Origin of the sequence: Bradyrhizobium sp. B124 (assembly GCF_038967635.1) — a bacterium.
In the GTDB taxonomy this organism is placed as follows: Bacteria; Pseudomonadota; Alphaproteobacteria; order Rhizobiales; family Xanthobacteraceae; genus Bradyrhizobium.
In genome coordinates this window covers 1,226,183-1,242,425 of sequence record NZ_CP152413.1, presented here as the reverse complement: position 1 = coordinate 1,242,425, position 16,243 = coordinate 1,226,183, and the positions used below count along the sequence as shown (strand labels likewise).

The 16,243-nt window shown below is 65.5% G+C and carries 17 protein-coding genes; 11 read left to right on the top strand and 6 right to left on the bottom strand.

Going from position 1 to position 16,243, the window contains the following annotated elements:
• Positions 1 to 28 precede the first annotated feature (28 nt).
• Entirely contained in the window at positions 29 to 1,090 is a 1,062-nt protein-coding gene (gene lpxD / locus AAFG13_RS05720; protein ID WP_342711393.1) for a UDP-3-O-(3-hydroxymyristoyl)glucosamine N-acyltransferase, read from the top strand.
• Complete coding sequence (fabZ, locus tag AAFG13_RS05715) at positions 1,090 to 1,548, top strand: 3-hydroxyacyl-ACP dehydratase FabZ (RefSeq protein WP_016841580.1); 459 nt, start codon at positions 1,090 to 1,092, stop codon at positions 1,546 to 1,548. Before lpxD ends, fabZ begins: the two co-directional genes overlap by 1 nt.
• Before the next feature lie 75 nt (positions 1,549 to 1,623).
• Here the strand turns inward: fabZ and AAFG13_RS05710 are convergent, their stop codons facing one another.
• Complete coding sequence (locus AAFG13_RS05710) at positions 1,624 to 1,947, bottom strand: KTSC domain-containing protein (protein ID WP_212314799.1); 324 nt, start codon at positions 1,945 to 1,947, stop codon at positions 1,624 to 1,626.
• 149 nt (positions 1,948 to 2,096) lie between these two features.
• On the opposite strand from AAFG13_RS05710, the gene lpxA reads away from it, so the two are divergent.
• From lpxA to AAFG13_RS05680, 6 genes are all read left to right on the top strand, one after another.
• Positions 2,097 to 2,891, top strand: coding sequence for an acyl-ACP--UDP-N-acetylglucosamine O-acyltransferase (lpxA, locus tag AAFG13_RS05705; protein ID WP_342711392.1), 795 nt, complete (start codon positions 2,097 to 2,099; stop codon positions 2,889 to 2,891).
• Positions 2,892 to 2,910: 19 nt separating this feature from the next.
• Positions 2,911 to 3,768, top strand: a complete 858-nt coding sequence (lpxI, locus tag AAFG13_RS05700; protein ID WP_342711391.1) for a UDP-2,3-diacylglucosamine diphosphatase LpxI — start codon at positions 2,911 to 2,913, stop codon at positions 3,766 to 3,768.
• Positions 3,768 to 4,946: a lipid-A-disaccharide synthase gene (gene lpxB, locus AAFG13_RS05695; protein WP_212314795.1), complete on the top strand. Its 1,179-nt coding sequence runs from the start codon at positions 3,768 to 3,770 to the stop codon at positions 4,944 to 4,946. The genes lpxI and lpxB overlap by 1 nt, the downstream gene beginning before the upstream one ends.
• Before the next feature lie 170 nt (positions 4,947 to 5,116).
• Positions 5,117 to 5,488, top strand: coding sequence for a DUF1330 domain-containing protein (locus AAFG13_RS05690; protein ID WP_342711390.1), 372 nt, complete (start codon positions 5,117 to 5,119; stop codon positions 5,486 to 5,488).
• Between the two features lie 258 nt (positions 5,489 to 5,746).
• A complete protein-coding gene (locus AAFG13_RS05685) occupies positions 5,747 to 6,406 on the top strand; it encodes an SRPBCC family protein (protein WP_342711389.1) in 660 nt (219 codons plus the stop codon).
• Between the two features lie 5 nt (positions 6,407 to 6,411).
• The gene (locus AAFG13_RS05680) at positions 6,412 to 6,747 is read left to right on the top strand and encodes a metalloregulator ArsR/SmtB family transcription factor (RefSeq protein WP_173642821.1); all 336 of its coding nucleotides are present in this window, start codon (positions 6,412 to 6,414) and stop codon (positions 6,745 to 6,747) included.
• A gap of 32 nt (positions 6,748 to 6,779) precedes the next feature.
• Here AAFG13_RS05680 and gltA read toward each other — a convergent pair whose 3' ends face one another.
• Positions 6,780 to 8,081: a citrate synthase gene (gene gltA, locus AAFG13_RS05675; RefSeq protein WP_212314787.1), complete on the bottom strand. Its 1,302-nt coding sequence runs from the start codon at positions 8,079 to 8,081 to the stop codon at positions 6,780 to 6,782.
• A gap of 160 nt (positions 8,082 to 8,241) precedes the next feature.
• Positions 8,242 to 9,663, bottom strand: coding sequence for a glutamate--tRNA ligase (gene gltX / locus AAFG13_RS05670; RefSeq protein ID WP_212314785.1), 1,422 nt, complete (start codon positions 9,661 to 9,663; stop codon positions 8,242 to 8,244).
• Between the two features lie 154 nt (positions 9,664 to 9,817).
• On the opposite strand from gltX, the gene AAFG13_RS05665 reads away from it, so the two are divergent.
• From AAFG13_RS05665 to AAFG13_RS05655, 3 genes are all read left to right on the top strand, one after another.
• Positions 9,818 to 11,497, top strand: a complete 1,680-nt coding sequence (locus AAFG13_RS05665; RefSeq protein ID WP_342711388.1) for a glutamine--tRNA ligase/YqeY domain fusion protein — start codon at positions 9,818 to 9,820, stop codon at positions 11,495 to 11,497.
• Positions 11,498 to 11,532: 35 nt separating this feature from the next.
• Positions 11,533 to 11,919 carry a nuclear transport factor 2 family protein gene (locus AAFG13_RS05660; RefSeq protein ID WP_342711387.1) on the top strand — a complete coding sequence of 129 codons (387 nt, stop codon included), beginning with the start codon at positions 11,533 to 11,535 and terminating at the stop codon, positions 11,917 to 11,919.
• A 147-nt stretch (positions 11,920 to 12,066) separates the two neighbouring features.
• On the top strand, positions 12,067 to 14,352 hold the full coding sequence (locus tag AAFG13_RS05655; RefSeq protein ID WP_342711386.1) for a ComEC/Rec2 family competence protein: 2,286 nt from the start codon (positions 12,067 to 12,069) through the stop codon (positions 14,350 to 14,352).
• Here AAFG13_RS05655 and AAFG13_RS05650 read toward each other — a convergent pair.
• The 3 genes from AAFG13_RS05650 to lexA all read right to left on the bottom strand — a co-directional run bounded on the left by AAFG13_RS05650 (position 14,349) and on the right by lexA (position 16,111).
• The gene (locus AAFG13_RS05650; RefSeq protein ID WP_342713556.1) at positions 14,349 to 14,576 is read right to left on the bottom strand and encodes a hypothetical protein; all 228 of its coding nucleotides are present in this window, start codon (positions 14,574 to 14,576) and stop codon (positions 14,349 to 14,351) included. The genes AAFG13_RS05655 and AAFG13_RS05650 overlap by 4 nt on opposite strands.
• Positions 14,577 to 14,721: 145 nt before the next feature.
• Positions 14,722 to 15,150, bottom strand: coding sequence for a hypothetical protein (locus tag AAFG13_RS05645; RefSeq protein ID WP_092114590.1), 429 nt, complete (start codon positions 15,148 to 15,150; stop codon positions 14,722 to 14,724).
• A gap of 256 nt (positions 15,151 to 15,406) precedes the next feature.
• Positions 15,407 to 16,111 carry a transcriptional repressor LexA gene (lexA, locus tag AAFG13_RS05640; protein ID WP_021079225.1) on the bottom strand — a complete coding sequence of 235 codons (705 nt, stop codon included), beginning with the start codon at positions 16,109 to 16,111 and terminating at the stop codon, positions 15,407 to 15,409.
• Positions 16,112 to 16,243 lie beyond the last annotated feature (132 nt).

Sequence of the window (16,243 nt, the reverse complement as noted above, 5' to 3'; positions counted from 1 at the left end):
GCGGCTCGACCGGACTGCGACGGATGGAATGGCGCAGCCGATCTTCTTCAAAAGTCCTCCTTCGTCATCGCTGGCTGAAATCGCCGCGCTGACGAAGGCGCAACTGGTCGACCCCGAAAGGGGCGCGCTTCAGATCAGGGGGCTGGCCTCGCTCGACGAGGCCGGTCCGATGCATCTCGCGTTTTTCGACAATCTCAAATACGTCGACCAACTCGCCGCGACCAAGGCCGGCGCCTGCCTGGTCAGCCCGCGTTTCGAGGCGCAGGTGCCGAACGGCACCGCCGTGCTGCGCGCCGCGAAGCCGTTCCAGGTGTTCGTCGAGCTCGCCCGCGAATGGCACGCCGATGCGCTGCGGCCGCAATCCTGGTTCGGCACCGAGGGCGTCGCCCCGTCGGCGATCATCGATCCCACCGCGCGCCTCGAGGACGGCGTCATCGTCGATCCGCTGGTCGTGATCGGCCCGCGGGTCGAGATCGGCTCCGGCACCATCATCGGCGCCGGCGCGGTGATCGGCGCCGACGTCAAGATCGGCCGCGACTGCAATGTCGGCGCCAAGACCACCATTCAGTTCGCGCTGATCGGCAACAACGTGCTGATCCACCCAGCCTGCAATATCGGCCAGGACGGCTACGGCTTCATCTTCTTCGGGCCGGCAGGGCACGTGAAGGTGCCGCAGACCGGCCGCGTGGTGATCCAGAACAATGTCGAGGTCGGCGCTGCCTCGACCATCGACCGCGGTTCCCTGCGCGACACCGTGATCGGCGAGGGCACTAAAATCGACAACCAGGTCCAGATCGGCCACAATGTGACCATCGGCCGGCACTGCCTGCTCGCGGCCCAGATCGGGCTCGCCGGCAGCCTGACGATCGGCGACAATGTCGCGCTCGGCGCCAAGGTGGGCATCAACAACCACCTCAAGATCGGCGACGGCGCCCAGGTGACGGCGATGAGCGCGGTCAAGGACGACATTCCGGCCAATGGTCGCTGGGGCGGGCATTTCGCCAAGCCGACCAAGCAGTGGTTCAGGGAAATTATCGCGGTGGAGCGCCTCGTGCGCGACAACGAAGCCAAAGGCAAGGAACAGGAGTGATGGAGGAGGCACCGGTCAAATTCGAGCTCGTGGATATCAACGATATCCTGAAGACGCTCCCGCATCGCTTTCCGATGTTGCTGATCGACCGCGTGATCAAGATCCGCACCGACTACAGCGGTATCGGCATCAAGAACGTCACTTTCAACGAGCCGCCGTTCCAGGGGCATTTCCCGGATCGCCCGGTTTACCCCGGCGTGATGATGATCGAGGCGATGGCGCAGACCGCCGGCGTGATCGGCATCAAGTCGGTCGAGGGCACCGAGAAGCCGCGCGCGGTGTATTTCCTCACCATCGACAAGTGCAAGTTCAGGAAGCCGGTGATGCCCGGCGACACCATCGAGTACCACATGCGCTCGCTCGGCCGCCGCAAGACGATGTGGTGGTTTCACGGCGACGCCAAGGTCAACGGTCAGGTTGTCGCCGAGGCCGATGTCGGCGCGATGCTGACGGATTAGTGCGTTTTCGAGCGAAGTGGCCCCCGGTTCACGTGAAGAAAACGCGTCAAGAAAAGAAGCCCTCGGCGGCCGAGGTCACGACGTCCTGCACGCGTAACGGCCGTCCGCGCCGGCGATGCGCAGGACGCGATTGAGGAAGACGCCCATCGATGGTGCGATCATCAGCGCGTCGTAGGTCTCCGTGGGCACGCCGCAATAGTGCTGGTAGCTGCCCCTGACCGCGACCAGCAGCGTGCGTTCGCTCGCGCTGTAGCAGACGCGCTGGACGATCGTGCTGCGGTTGATGTCGCGGCAGTCGAAGGACGAGAGATCGACGCTCGTGCTGTTGCCGAGATCGACGGTCTCCGGCCCGATCGGCGCGGAGAACAGGCTGAGGATCAGCGCGGCGGCCCGGACCATGGATCGGTTGCGACCTTCTCGTTTGCAACAGGTCGTCATCATACGTCACTGGACAGGGCGGGCAAAGTCGCGCTAACGACCGCCCAAATCGACTGCATAACGCCTTGATAGCGCCTTGGCGCCACTCACGAATTCCGGACCGTAACGACATGAGCATGATCGACCCCACTGCGCGGATTGCCGATGGCGCTGTGATCGGGGCCGGCACCGAGATCGGTCCGTACTGCATCATCGGCCCCAACGTCGTGCTGGGCGAGAACTGCAAGCTGATCGCGCATGTCACGATCAGCGGGCATACGAAGATCGGCGCCGGCTGCATCATCTCGCCGTTTGCCGCGCTCGGCGGGCCGCCGCAGGATCTCAGCTATCGCGGCGAGCCAACCCGTCTCGAAGTCGGCGAGGCCTGCACGATCCGCGAAGGCGTGACGATGAATGTCGGCACGGTCAAGGGCGGCGGGCTCACCCACGTCGGCGATCGCGGCTTCTTCATGAACAACAGCCATGTCGGCCATGACTGCATGGTCGGCAACGGCGTGATCTTCGCGACGTCAGCAACGCTCGGCGGCCACTGCGAGATCGGCGACTTCGTCTATATCGGCGGCCTGTCGGCGGTGCACCAGTTCACCCGCGTCGGCCCGCAGGTGATGATCGGCGGTGTCTGCGGCGTGCGCGGCGACATCATCCCGTTCGGGTTAGCCAACGGTCAATACGCAGTGCTCGAAGGGCTCAACATCATCGGCATGCGGCGGCGCCAGTTCACCAAGGCGCGACTGGCGACGGTGCGCGCGTTCTATCAAAAACTGTTCCACGGTCCCGGCATCTTCGCCGAGCGGCTGGCTTCGGTGCAGCCGCTGGCGGGTGAGGATCCTGCGATCGCGGAAATCCTTGCCTTCATCGAGGGCGGCAAGCTCCGGCCGCTCTGTCTTCCCGCCGACGTCAATTGAGCAGGGGATGGCCGCCAGCATGACGTCAGCGGCTCCCTCGCTTTCCTCGCCGGTCGGCGTGATCGCCGGCGGCGGCGCCATGCCGTTCGCGGTCGCCGATCAGCTCACCGCGCGCGGCATCACGCCGGTGCTGTTCGCGCTGCGTGGCGCCTGCGATCCGGCGCGCGCGCAGCGGTTTCGTCACCGCTGGATCTCGGTCGGCCAGCTCGGACGCGCGACCCGGTTGTTCCGCGACGAAGGCTGCCGCGACCTGATCTTCATCGGCACCCTGGTGCGTCCCGCGCTGTCGGAGATCCGGCTCGACTGGGGCACGCTGCGGCTGCTCGGCCATGTCGTGCGCGCATTCCGCGGCGGTGACGATCACCTGCTGTCGAGCGTCGGCCGCATCCTCGAGCAGCAGGGATTTCGCATGGTCGGAATCAAGGATGTCGCGCCGGACCTGCTGATGCCGGAGGGCGCCGTGACGCGCACGACGCCGGACTCGAGCGCGCTCGCCGACATCGCGCGCGGACGCGGCGTGCTCGATGCGCTTGGACCGTTCGACATCGGTCAGGCGGCCGTGGTGATCGACGGTCACGTGGTTGCGGTCGAGGACATCGAAGGCACCGATGGGCTGTTGGCGCGGGTGGCGCGGCTCCGTGCCGACGGCCGTATCCGCGCCAAGACCGGCCGCGGCGTGCTGATGAAGGCGCCGAAGAGCAAGCAGGATCTCCGCTTCGATCTGCCCACCATCGGTCCACGCACGGTCGAGGGCGCGGCCGCGGCGGGCATCGCCGGCATCGCCGTGATCGCCGGCAACACGCTCGCCGCCGATCCGCAGGGCCTGATCGAGGCCGCCGACGCCAAGGGGCTGTTTGTCATCGGACTGGCGGGCTGATGCAGGCGCATAGTCCCAGCCGCCGCGGCAAGATCTTCCTCATCGCGACCGAGGAGTCCGGTGACCGCCTCGGCGCGGCACTGATGAAGGTGCTGCGCCAGCGCCTCGGCGATGCCGTACAATTTTCCGGCGTCGGTGGCCGGCAGATGACCGGCGAGGGCATCGATCCGTTGTTTCCGATCGAGGAGCTCTCGATCATTGGATTTGCCGCCGTCGTGAAGCAATTGCCGAAGATCCTGCAATTGATCAGGCGTACGGCCGATGCCGTGCTCGATGCTGCGCCCGACATGCTCGTCATCATCGACAGCCCTGACTTCACCCACCGCGTCGCGCGCCGCGTTCGCGCGCGCAACCCGAACATTCCGATCGTCAACTACGTGTCGCCATCGGTCTGGGCGTGGCGGCCGGGCCGGGCGCGCGCGATGCGAGGCTATGTCGATCACGTGCTGGCACTGCTGCCGTTCGAACCGGAGGAATATCGCAAGCTGCAGGGGCCGCCATGCAGCTATGTCGGCCATCCCCTGACCGAGCAGCTCACCTCGCTGCGGCCCAACGAGGAGGAACAGAAGCGGCGCGATGCGCAGCCGCCGGTGCTGCTGGTGCTGCCCGGCAGCCGGCGCAGCGAGATCAGACATCATCTGGCGCTGTTCGGCGCGGCGCTCGGCCAGCTCAACAAGCAAACCCCGTTCGAGCTCGTGCTTCCGACCATGCCGCATCTCGAGGCCATGGTGCGCGAAGGCGTCGCGTCGTGGCCCGTGGTGCCGCGGCTTGCCGTCGGCGAGACCGAGAAGCGCGCCGCATTCCGCGTGGCCCGCGCGGCGCTCGCAAAGTCGGGTACGGTGACGCTGGAGCTCGCGCTGTCAGGCATTCCGATGGTGACGGCCTATCGCGTCGGCGCCGCCGAGGCGTTCATCCTGCGCCGTGCGATCCGGGTGTCGTCGGTGATCCTTGCCAATCTCGTGATCGGCAGCGACATCATTCCCGAGTTCCTGCAGGAGAACTGCACGCCGGACAAGCTCGCGCATGCGCTGGGCGATGTAATCGCGGACTCGCCCGACCGTCTGCGGCAACTCGTGGCGTTCGCGACGATGGACGGGAAGATGTCGACCGGCGACCAGCCCCCGAGCGTCCGCGCCGCCGACATCGTGCTGGCGGAGATGGACCGGAGTTCGACCTAGTCATTCGCTCAACGCGTCGTCAGTGGGGGCTGGTTTGACCCGTGGTGGTCTGTTTTGAAATCGGCGGTGGCGTGTCTCCAGAGTGTGCAATTTTGCTCAGGCACGCGCGACATCTGAGTTTACCATTGCTTGCCTCCCGCCGGATCATCGGCGGCAATGGAGGGGAAGTCATGAAAACCCGCTACACAGTGGCATTATCGATGCTCGCAGGCGTTGCGGTCGGTGGGCTCGCAATTCAAGGCCTTCACGCGCAAGCCAAGCCGCCTGTCTACGTTATCGCGGAAATCGACATTTCGAACGCCGACGCCTACGCGAAGGAGTTTCTACCGCTCGTTCAGGCGAATCTCGGCAAGGCGCTTGCCACGGGAAAGCCGGTTACCATCAGCGGAGAACCAGCGAAGTCGCGCGTTACTGTGCGGCTCTACGATAGTATGGAAGCAGCTAAGGCGGCTTACGATTTGCCAGCGTACAAGGAAGCTCGCAAGATTGGAGACAAGTACGCCACATTCCACATTTTCGCCGTCGAGGGCTCGCTGAAATAGCCCGCGCCAGAAGCGTCATTGGGGGCCGCTCAGTTGGCGGCCTCTTTCATTTTTTGTCGAGATCGAATCCAGTTTGGATCGCGGCTGGAGTGTCCCTCGGACGAGGCGTCACCGAGAGTGGTCGATTTTGATCTGGCGAGTGGCCTATTTCGGCCAGTACCCGCCAGCGGGCGGCATACTGCCGCAACGGTTCCGCTTGCTTCAGAGATTTAGGCCGTACTAATATTAGCTATGGCTAATATTAGTACGGAGCCTCGCATGAAGATCGATCCTGTTGCCTATGTCGGAGCTGTTGTTCGCGAAGTCGCCGTCCGGGACCACGACGGCAAGCCGGCGCGGGCTGTCATCGCGACCCGCAGCTACGACACCGACATCGCCGATCTCTGGGACGCGCTGACCAATCCCGAGCGCATTCCGCGCTGGTTCCTGCCGATCTCGGGCGATCTGAGGTTGGGCGGCCGATATCAGTTCCAGGGCCAGGCGGGCGGGGAAATCACGACGTGTGAGCCTCCGCGCCGGCTCGCGGTGACCTGGGAGGCGATGGGCGCCGTCAGCTGGCTCACCGTGACCCTGGCCGACGATGCCGCCGGCGGCACGCGGCTCGAGCTTGAGCACCTCTCGCTGATCGAGGGCGACTTCTGGGATCGCTATGGACCCGGCGCGGTCGGTGTCGGCTGGGACCTCGCCTTGATCGGGCTTGCGCTCTATGTCGCCGCAGGCCCTGGAGGGCAGTTCGATCGGACGACCGCGGAGGCGTGGCCCGGCTCCGAGGACGGCAAGGATTTCATCCGCCGCAGCAGCGCGGACTGGTGCAGGGCCTCGATCAAGGCAGGAACCGACGAGACGGCGGCACGCCGGGCCGCGGCCACCACGACGGCGTTCTATTGCGGCGAGCCTGAGCCGGGCGGTGGAGGCTAGCGACCGTGCACGCCTTCGACATCCTTGGCGATCCCGTTCGCCGGCGCATCCTGGAATTGCTGGCGACCGGCGAGCACAGTTCTGGCGATGTCGTCGCCGTCGTGCAGCGCGAGTTCGGCATTACCCAATCGGCGGTCTCGCAGCAGCTGCGGATCCTGCGGGACGCCGGTTTCGCGTCGGTGCGCGCCGACGGTACGCGCCGCATCTATGCCGTGGAGCCGGGGCGGCTGCGCGAGGTCGACGCCTGGCTCGACCGGTTCAGGGCGTTCTGGCTGCCGCGTCTCGATGCGCTCGCGACCGAAGTCGCCCGCGGCAAACGAAAACGGCGCCATCAGGAATGATGGCGCCGTCTCGAACTTGTCAGAGATGAAGCTTACTTGCGCTTGTCGATCGTCACATAGTCGCGGCGCGCCACGCCGGTGTAGAGCTGGCGCGGACGGCCGATCTTCTGCTGCGGATCCTCGATCATCTCGCTCCACTGGCTGATCCAGCCGACGGTGCGGGCGACCGCGAACAGCACGGTGAACATCGAGGTCGGGAAGCCCATCGCCTTCAGCGTGATGCCCGAATAGAAGTCGACGTTCGGGTAGAGCTTGCGGTCGATGAAGTAGGGATCGCTGAGTGCGATCTTCTCGAGCTCGAGCGCAACCTTCAGCATCGGGTCATCGCCATGGCCGGTCTCGGCCAGCACCGCGTGACACATCTTCTGCATGATCTTGGCGCGCGGATCATAGTTCTTGTAGACCCGGTGACCGAAGCCCATCAGGCGGACTTCGCTGTTCTTGTCCTTCACCTTGGCGATGAATTCGGGAATCTTGTCGACCGTTCCGATCGACGACAGCATGGCGAGCGCGGCTTCGTTGGCGCCGCCATGGGCTGGACCCCACAGGCAGGCGATGCCGGCCGCGATGCAGGCGAACGGGTTGGCGCCGGAGGAGCCGGCGATACGCACCGTCGAGGTCGACGCGTTCTGCTCGTGGTCGGCATGCAGGATGAAGATCTTGTCGAGCGCGTCGGCGAGCACCGGGTTGATCTTGTAGTCCTCGCACGGCACCGCAAAGCACATCTGCAGGAAGTTCTCGGCGAAGGACAGCGAGTTCTTCGGATACACGAAGGGCTGGCCGATGGTGTATTTGTAGGCCATCGCCGCCAGCGTCGGCACCTTCGCGATCATCCGCATCGAGGCGATCATGCGCTGCTTCGGATCGTTGATGTCGGTGGAGTCATGGTAGAACGCGGCGAGCGCGCCGACCGCAGCAACCATGATCGCCATCGGATGCGCGTCGCGGCGGAAGCCCTGGAAGAAACGCGCCATCTGCTCGTGCACCATCGTGTGGTGGATCACGCGATGGTCGAAGTCCTTCTTCTGCGCCGGGGTCGGAAGCTCCCCGTAGAGCAGCAGGTAGCAGGTTTCGAGGAAGTCGCCGTTCTCGGCGAGCTGCTCGATCGGGTAGCCGCGGTATTCGAGGATACCGGCGTCGCCGTCGATATAGGTGATCTTAGACTGGCAGCTGCCGGTCGAGGTGAAGCCGGGGTCGTAGGTGAACACCCCGGCCTGGCCGTAGAGCTTGCCGATGTCGATGACATCAGGCCCAACCGTGCCGCTCAGGATCGGGAAATCGTAGTTCTTGTTGCCAATGGTGAGTGTGGCTGTCTTGCTGGATTTTGCGTCCATCGTGAGATCCCCGATGAAATCGTTGCGAAAACCGACCTTGCCCAGTCGCTAATTTGCGGCCCATGGCGGGGCGGAACGGCTTGTGGAGAAAGCGTCCGGCGATGGGTAGCTCATTGCAATGTGCGCTGCAAGATGGACCCTGGAGGGGGTCCATGCAGGATCACGCCGCCTGATCGGCGAGACGGGCAAGGCACTCCTGGCGTCCCAGAACGGCCAGCACGTCGAAGATGCCCGGCGATGTCGTACGTCCCGTCAGCGCCACCCGCAGCGGCTGGGCAACGGCGCCGAGTTTCAGATTGTTCTGCTCGGCGAAATTCCGCATGGCGGTCTCGGTGGTTTCGGCCGTCCAGTCGTTGACGGCTTCCAGCGCGGTGCGCAGCCGGCCGATCAACGCGCGCGTTTCCGGCGTGAGGAGCGCGGATGCTTTCGGATCGAGCTCCAACGGGCGATCGGCGAAAATGAAGTAGGCGCTCGCGATCAGCTCGATCAGCGTCTTGGCGCGCTCCTTCAGGCTCGGCATCGCCCGCAGCAATTGCGCGCGGGTGGTGTCATTGAGCTTGGCCTTCAGCGCGGCGCCTTCAGGAACATAATCCAGCACGCTCTCGAATTGGGTCACGAGGGATTGATCGTCGCTCTGCCGGATATAGTGGCCGTTGAGGTTCTCCAGCTTTGCGAAATCGAACCGCGCCGCCGAGCGGCCGATGCCGGAGAGATCGAACGCGTCGATCATCTCCTGGGTCGAGAAGATCTCCTGGTCGCCATGGCTCCAGCCGAGCCGGACGAGATAGTTGCGCAAGGCGGCCGGCAGATAGCCGAGCGCGCGGTAGGCATCGACGCCGAGCGCGCCATGGCGCTTCGACAGTTTCGAGCCGTCAGGCCCATGGATCAGCGGAATGTGGGACATGCTCGGCAGCTCCCACTCCAGCGCGTCGTAGATCTGCTTCTGGCGCGCCGCGTTGATCAGGTGGTCGTCGCCGCGGATGATGTGGGTGACGCCCATATCGTGGTCGTCGACTACGACCGCGAGCATGTAGGTCGGGGTGCCGTCGCCGCGGAGCAGGACTAGGTCGTCGAGGTTCTCGTTCTGCCAGACCACGCGGCCCTGGACCTGATCCTCGATCACGGTCTCGCCGGTCTGCGGCGCCTTGAGGCGGATGGTCGGCTTGACGTCGGAAGGCGCGGTCGCCGGATCGCGGTCACGCCACATGCCGTCATAGAGGCGGGTGCGGCCCTCGGCGCGCGCCTTCTCGCGCATCGCGGTGAGCTCCTCCGGGGTGGCGTAGCAGTAATAGGCGCGCCCGGCGGCGAGCAGGCCCTCGGCGACCTCGCGATGGCGGGCGGCGCGGCTGAACTGGTAGATGACGTCGCCGTCCCAATCGAGCTCGAGCCATTTCAGGCCGTCCAGGATGGCGTCGATCGCCTCCCTGGTCGAGCGTTCGCGGTCGGTGTCCTCGATCCGGAGCAGCATCTTGCCGCCGAGCTTCTTGGCATAGAGCCAGTTGAACAGCGCGGTGCGGGCACCCCCGATGTGGAGGAAGCCGGTCGGCGAGGGGGCGAAGCGGGTAACGACGGAATTGGTCATGATCGAGTGCGACGTATGCTGGAATGGGCGGTGGTGTATATCAGGAACCGAACATAACTAAAGCCCCGGCTGACCTTTTGCCGGCCAAACCAGGCTTGGCCGGACGGCGCGAATTTGGCAGAAGGTTGAGCTGACTCCTCCAGGGAACCCTTTGATGACGATTGACACGACGGCAGAGGCAGGGCGCGACTTCATCCGCGACATCGTCCAGGCCGATCTCTCCTCCCACAAGCACAACCGGATCGTGACCCGCTTTCCGCCGGAGCCGAACGGCTACCTGCATATCGGCCACGCCAAGTCGATCGCCCTGAATTTCGGCATTGCGCAGGAGTTCGGTGGCCAGTGCAATTTGCGCTTCGATGACACCAATCCGACCAAGGAGGAGCAGGAGTACATCGACTCGATCCAGGCCGACGTGCATTGGCTCGGCTACGATTGGGGCAAAAACCTCTTCTTTGCGTCGGACTATTTCGAGCGCCTGTACGATTGGGCCGAGGGCCTGATCAAGGCGGGCCATGCCTATGTCGACGATCAGTCGCAGGAGGAGATCCGGCTGTCCCGCGGCACGCTGACCGAGCCCGGCAAGAACTCGCCGTTCCGCGACCGGTCGGTCGAGGAGAACCTCGACCTGTTCCGCCGCATGAAGGCCGGCGAGTTCACCAACGGCGTCCGGGTGCTGCGCGCCAAAATCGACATGGCCGCCGGCAACATCAACCTGCGCGATCCCGTGCTGTACCGCATCCTGCACGCCCACCATCCGCGCACCGGCGACAAATGGTCAATCTATCCGAGCTACGACTACGCGCACGGCCAGTCGGACGCCATCGAGGGCATCACCCATTCGATCTGCACGCTGGAGTTCGAGGATCACCGTCCGCTCTATGAGTGGCTGCTCGACAAGCTGCCGGTGCCATCGAAGCCGCGCCAATACGAAATGGCGCGGCTCAATTTGACCTACACGCTGCTGTCCAAGCGTGTGCTGACCCAGCTCGTCCGCGACGGCCACGTCTCGGGCTGGGACGACCCGCGGATGCCGACCATCGCCGGCCTGAAGCGGCGCGGTGTGCCGCCGGCTGCGGTGCGCGAGTTCATCAAGCGTATCGGCGTCGCCAAGGCCAACAGCGTGGTCGATGTCGGCATGCTCGAATTCTGCATCCGCGAGGAGCTGAACCGCACGTCGCTGCGCCGCATGGCGGTGCTGCGGCCGCTCAAGGTGGTGATCGAGAACTATCCGGAAGGCCAGGTCGAGGAGATCGAGGCGATCAACCATCCCGACAATCCGGACGCCGGCACCCGCAAGGTCGCCTTCGGCCGCGAGCTCTATATCGAGCGCGACGACTTCATGGAGAACCCGCCGAAGAAGTTCTTCCGCCTCTCGCCGGGCAATGAGGTGCGGCTGCGCTATGCCTACTTCATCAAGTGCACCAGCGTCGTGAAGAACGCCGCTGGCGAGATCGTCGAGCTGCGCGCGACGTATGATCCCGCGACCAAGGGCGGTAACGCACCCGACGGCCGCAAGGTGAAGGCGACGATGCACTGGTTGCCGGCGGCGCAGTCGAAGCCGGCGGAAATCCGCATCTACAATCAGCTGTTCGCCAACCCGAGCCCGAACGCCGCCGATTTCGCCGCCGACCTCAACCCGCAGTCGCTCGAAGTGCTGAGCGATGCGCGGGTCGAGCCTGCGATCGCCGAGAGCAATTCGCCCGACGTGATGCAGTTCGAGCGGCAGGGCTATTTCGTGCGCGATGCGGATTCGACGCCGGACAGGCTGGTGTTCAACCGCACCATCGGCCTGCGCGACACCTTCGCCAAGGAAGTCGGCGGCAAGGGTTAGTGCAACCCGGCGCGGACAACAGACGGAGGCGATCGATGCCTGACGAAGCCGAAGACATCGTCTCCGCCATCATCGCCAGATGGTCCGCGGGTTTCGGCATGCTCGATGCGGATACGCTTGCTGCGCTCTACTCGCAGCACGCGTTCTTCTTCGGCTCGAACCCGATGCTCTATCGCGGCCGCGAGGGGGTCAAAGCCTACTTTGATGGCCTGCCACGCTGGCACGCGCCGCGCGTACAGTTCAGCGATATCAGGACCGAACGGGTGAATGCCGATCTCGTCAACATGGCTGCTATCGCGTCCTTTTTCCTTGACGGCGATGCGCCCTCGCTCGCCGTCAAGATCACCTGGGTGATCGCGCGCGAGGACGGCGACTGGAAGATCGCCTGCCACCACGTCTCGTCGCAGACGCCGCTGATCTAGGCGCGCGGCTTTGGGGCGCTCGTCGCCCAACGAGTGTCCAATTGTCCTCGTAGGCCACAGCCTTCGGTTGCGTGTTTCGGTTCCGTTCCGCTAGTCGGGTGACTGCGGCATCCGCTAGCCTGCCGCCCGGCAGGGATCGCGAGCGGAATGGCGGAACAGGGCACGACGCCGGGCGGCAGACGTGGCTACGCGGGGACGTGGCCGCCGCGCACGGCTGCGCCGGCCGGCGGCTATATTCCGGTGCGCGCCAGCATCTGGCGTCCTCTCGTCGAGACATTGCGGCAATGGGCGCGTGCGGAGACGGGGGCCGGGCGGCTGTTGCCGTGGGTGCCGGTGGCGTTCGGCTCCGGCATTGCATTCTATTTTGCGGCCGAGCACGAGCCGCGGCTCTCGGTCGCGGCGACCGTCGCCATCGCGCTCTGCTTGCTGGCACTGCTGCTGCGGCGGCGCCGGGTGTTTCCCGCCGTCGTGATGCTGGCTGCGGTCGCGGCGGGATTTGCGACGGCGACATGGAAGACCGCGCGGATCGCCCATGGCGTGTTGGCGCGGCCGATATATTCCGTGGCGCTGACCGGCTTTGTCGAGACGCGCGACGTCAGGGAGAAGACGGACCGCTTCGTGCTGCGCGTCGTGTCGATGGAAAGCCAGCGCGAGGTGCCAAAACTCGAGCGCGTCAGGCTCTCGGTGAAGAAGGGCACCGCGCCCGAGGTCGGCAGCTTCGTCGAATTGAAGGCGCGGCTGATGCCGCCGCTCGGGCCGCAGCGTCCGGGCTCCTATGATTTCGGCCGCGACCTCTATTTCCAGGGTATCGGCGCATCCGGTTTCGTGATGGGCGCGGTGAAGACCAGGGAGCCGCCGGCAACTGGTGGCCCTGCGTTGCGCTATGCCGCATTCATGCAGTGGCTGCGCGATGCCATCGACGCGCGCATCCGCACCACGCTGGACGGGGATCAGCGCGCGATCGCAACTGCACTACTCACCGGCCGGCGCGATGCGATCACGACGCCGGTCAACGACGCGATGTTCATCTCGGGGCTCGGCCATGTGCTGTCGATATCCGGCTACCACATGGCCGTGGTCGCGGGTGTCGTGTTCTTCACGATCCGTGCGCTGCTTGCGCTGTTTCCGGCGCTGACGGCCGGGCACCCGATCAAGAAATGGGCGGCGGCGGCCGCGCTCGTCGCGGCGGCGTTCTACCTGCTGCTGTCGGGGGCGGAGGTCGCGACCCAGCGATCGTTCTTCATGACGGCCGTGGTGCTGATCGCCGTGATCGTCGACCGCCGCGCGATCACCTTCCGCACGCTGGCGGTGGCGGCGCTGATCGTGCTCGCGATCGCGCCCGAAGCACTGGTGCATCCGAGCTTCCAGATGTCGTTTGCGGCGACGCTCGGGCTGGTGGCGCTGGTGCAGATCGGGCTGCCGAACCTGCTGGCGTCGCCCGATCATTCGGCGACCGCGCGCGTCGCGCTGTGGGGCGGGCGTGAGCTCACGATGCTGATGCTGGCCTCGCTGGTGGCGGGGCTCGCGACCACACCCTACGCCGCATTCCATTTCCACCGCGTGACGCCCTACGGGCTGCTGGCGAACCTCGCGGCGATGCCGGTGGTGTCGGCGGTCGTGATGCCGGCCGGCCTGCTCGGGCTGCTCGCCATGCCGTTCGGCTTCGACGGCGTGTTCTGGGCAATCATGGGGTTCGGCATCGATTGGATGATCCTGGTGACGCAATGGGTCGCAGCGCTCCCAGGCGCGGTCGGCCGGATGGCGGCGTTCGGAATCGGGCCGGTGGTCGTGGCAAGCGCCGGCCTCATCCTGCTCGGGCTTTTGCGCACGCCGCTGCGCTGGTCGGGGGCGGTGCTGTTGGTGGTGGCCTCGGTCTGGGCGCTGTGGGTGCCGCAGCCGGACGTGCTGGTCTCCGCCGACGGCCGCAACGTCGCGGTGCGGGGCGGCGACGGGCGGCTGCATCTGATGCACAGCGCGAAGGACGCATTTCTGGTCAAGGAGTGGCTGGCGGCGGATGCTGACGCGCGGACTGCCACGGATTCCTCGCTCGGCGAGGGTGTCTCCTGCGATCCGAGCGGCTGCGTGACGCAGGGGCCCGGCGGCGCCTTCGTCGCGCTGGCGACACGGCCGGAGGCGCTGGCCGATGATTGCGAGCGTGCGGCGCTGATCGTGACCGCGCGGCCGGCACCGCGGGGCTGCGCGGCTTCGGTGATCGATGCCGAGCGGTTGCGGCGCCACGGCGCGCTGGTGCTGCGGCGCATCAGGGACGGCTATGCCATCGATGCGGTCAAGCCCGGCGGGATCGACCGGCCGTGGTCGCCGGCGGTTCCCGGCGACGGTGAGGTTGAGACGACGTTGCGCGCACCCGCCAGCGCGCCGCGGCCCGTCGTCGATGCGACGCCGGCCGAGACCGATTTGCAGGGCGAAGATTAGCCGTTGTCGGGTGAGGGGCCGGTCGGCAACTCGAACAGGCCGAGATGGTATTCGTCGGAGTCAGGGCCAGCGTCGGGCTTCTTGACGAGGGTGAAGGAAGCCTCGGGGAATCGCTCCCAGACCTTCAGGTCGTCAGCCGTCACCGTCAGCCAGCCGAACCGGAACATGTAGCGGCCCGGCTCCGTGACGCGTCCAGCCTTTTGCCATGTGACCTTGTCGACCACCACGCACGTCCTCCGTGCCCGATGATGCGCCAAGGCGCGCGCCGACGCAATTCTCCAGCTGCGCCCCGGAACCCGGCGTCCGGGGTCGCTCGAAATCGCTTAGGTCATCCGCCGCCGAACAGCTCATTCCGCGGCGGCGATGCGTTCAACCCAAAAACAGCGACGCAAATGCAGAGGGCCGCCGCTCCACAACCTTCGGCTTCTGCTCGACCGGCGGATGCAGCGCCGGCAATTGCAGCACGCTGACGCGTTGTCCCTCGACGAGCTGGGTCACCAGCACATGGCTGCCGTCGGGGAATTCGACCGCGTCATGATGGCGATCGGGAACGTCGGGCTCGACTTCGTTGAACACGCCGACGCGGAAGTTCATCGTCTTGGTCCAGATCCACCGGCTGTCGTAGCGAACGTTCTCGGCGAAAGCGAGCTCGGTGCCCGGCAGCATGCAGACCGCGACAGTGGGGTCGGTCTCCGAAGCAAAGCCGCGGGTCGACGTGCCGCGGAAAGTCGTGGTGATCAGCGTCTCTCCAACAATGGCGGGGCGCGACGCCACGGCGTGCAGACTATAGTCACACATCGGATGGCTCCTCTGTTCGAGGTAGCGACCCGTGCCTCTCCTTGAGGCATAGGGCCTCTACCAGAGTGGACGATAGCGAACGAGTGTCTCCTCGTTTCTGGGCGATTGTACGACTGGTCGACGAAACGCCCTGATCACAAACACGCGACGCTGCGCGAGAGGTATCGGAGCGCGTCGGGCAGGCTGCACGTTACGCTATCTTTCAAAGAACGATCCGATGTGTTGCTCGTTCCCCGCCGCCGCAAGTATTTGAAATTCAGTATTTGCGATAGAGGCCGATCAGCTTGCCCTGGATGCGGACCCGGTTCGGCGGCAGGATGCGCACTTCATAGGCGGTGTTGGCCGGCTCCAGAGCGATCGACGCGCCGCGGCGGCGGAAGCGCTTCAGGGTGGCTTCCTCCTCGTCGATCAGTGCCACCACGATGTCGCCGGTGTTGGCGACGTCGTTGCGCTGGATCAGCGCCATGTCGCCGTCGAGGATGCCGGCGTCGACCATCGAGTCGCCGCGCACTTCCAGCGCATAGTGCTCGCCGGCGCCGAGCATGTCGGGCGGTACGCTGATGGTGTGGCTGCGGGTCTGCAGCGCCTCGATCGGCGTACCGGCGGCGATCCGGCCCATCACGGGGACCGCGACCGGACGGTTGCCGTCGTCCTCGGCGATCGGCGGCGTGCTGGTGCGCTTGCCGAGGGTGCCTTCGATCACGCTCGGCGTGAAGCCGCGGCGGCCGTTGCCGCCGCCGGCCGAGAGTTCGGGCAGCTTGATGACTTCGATGGCGCGGGCGCGGTTGGGCAGGCGGCGGATGAAGCCGCGCTCCTCCAGCGCAGTGATCAGGCGGTGGATTCCGGACTTCGAGCGCAGGTCGAGCGCATCCTTCATCTCGTCGAACGAGGGCGGTACGCCGGCCTCCTTCAGACGTTCATTGATGAAACGCAGAAGTTCGTACTGTTTGCGCGTGAGCATCTCGAGTATTCCCCCGGTTGGTAGCGTCGTTCGATTCCGAGACTTTTCAGGCGGGGCCAGACCTCAGGAGCACGGTGCTCGTCACAAGCGCTCCCTCGCGGCCTCCCATTTGTACACACCAGTACTCGAAAC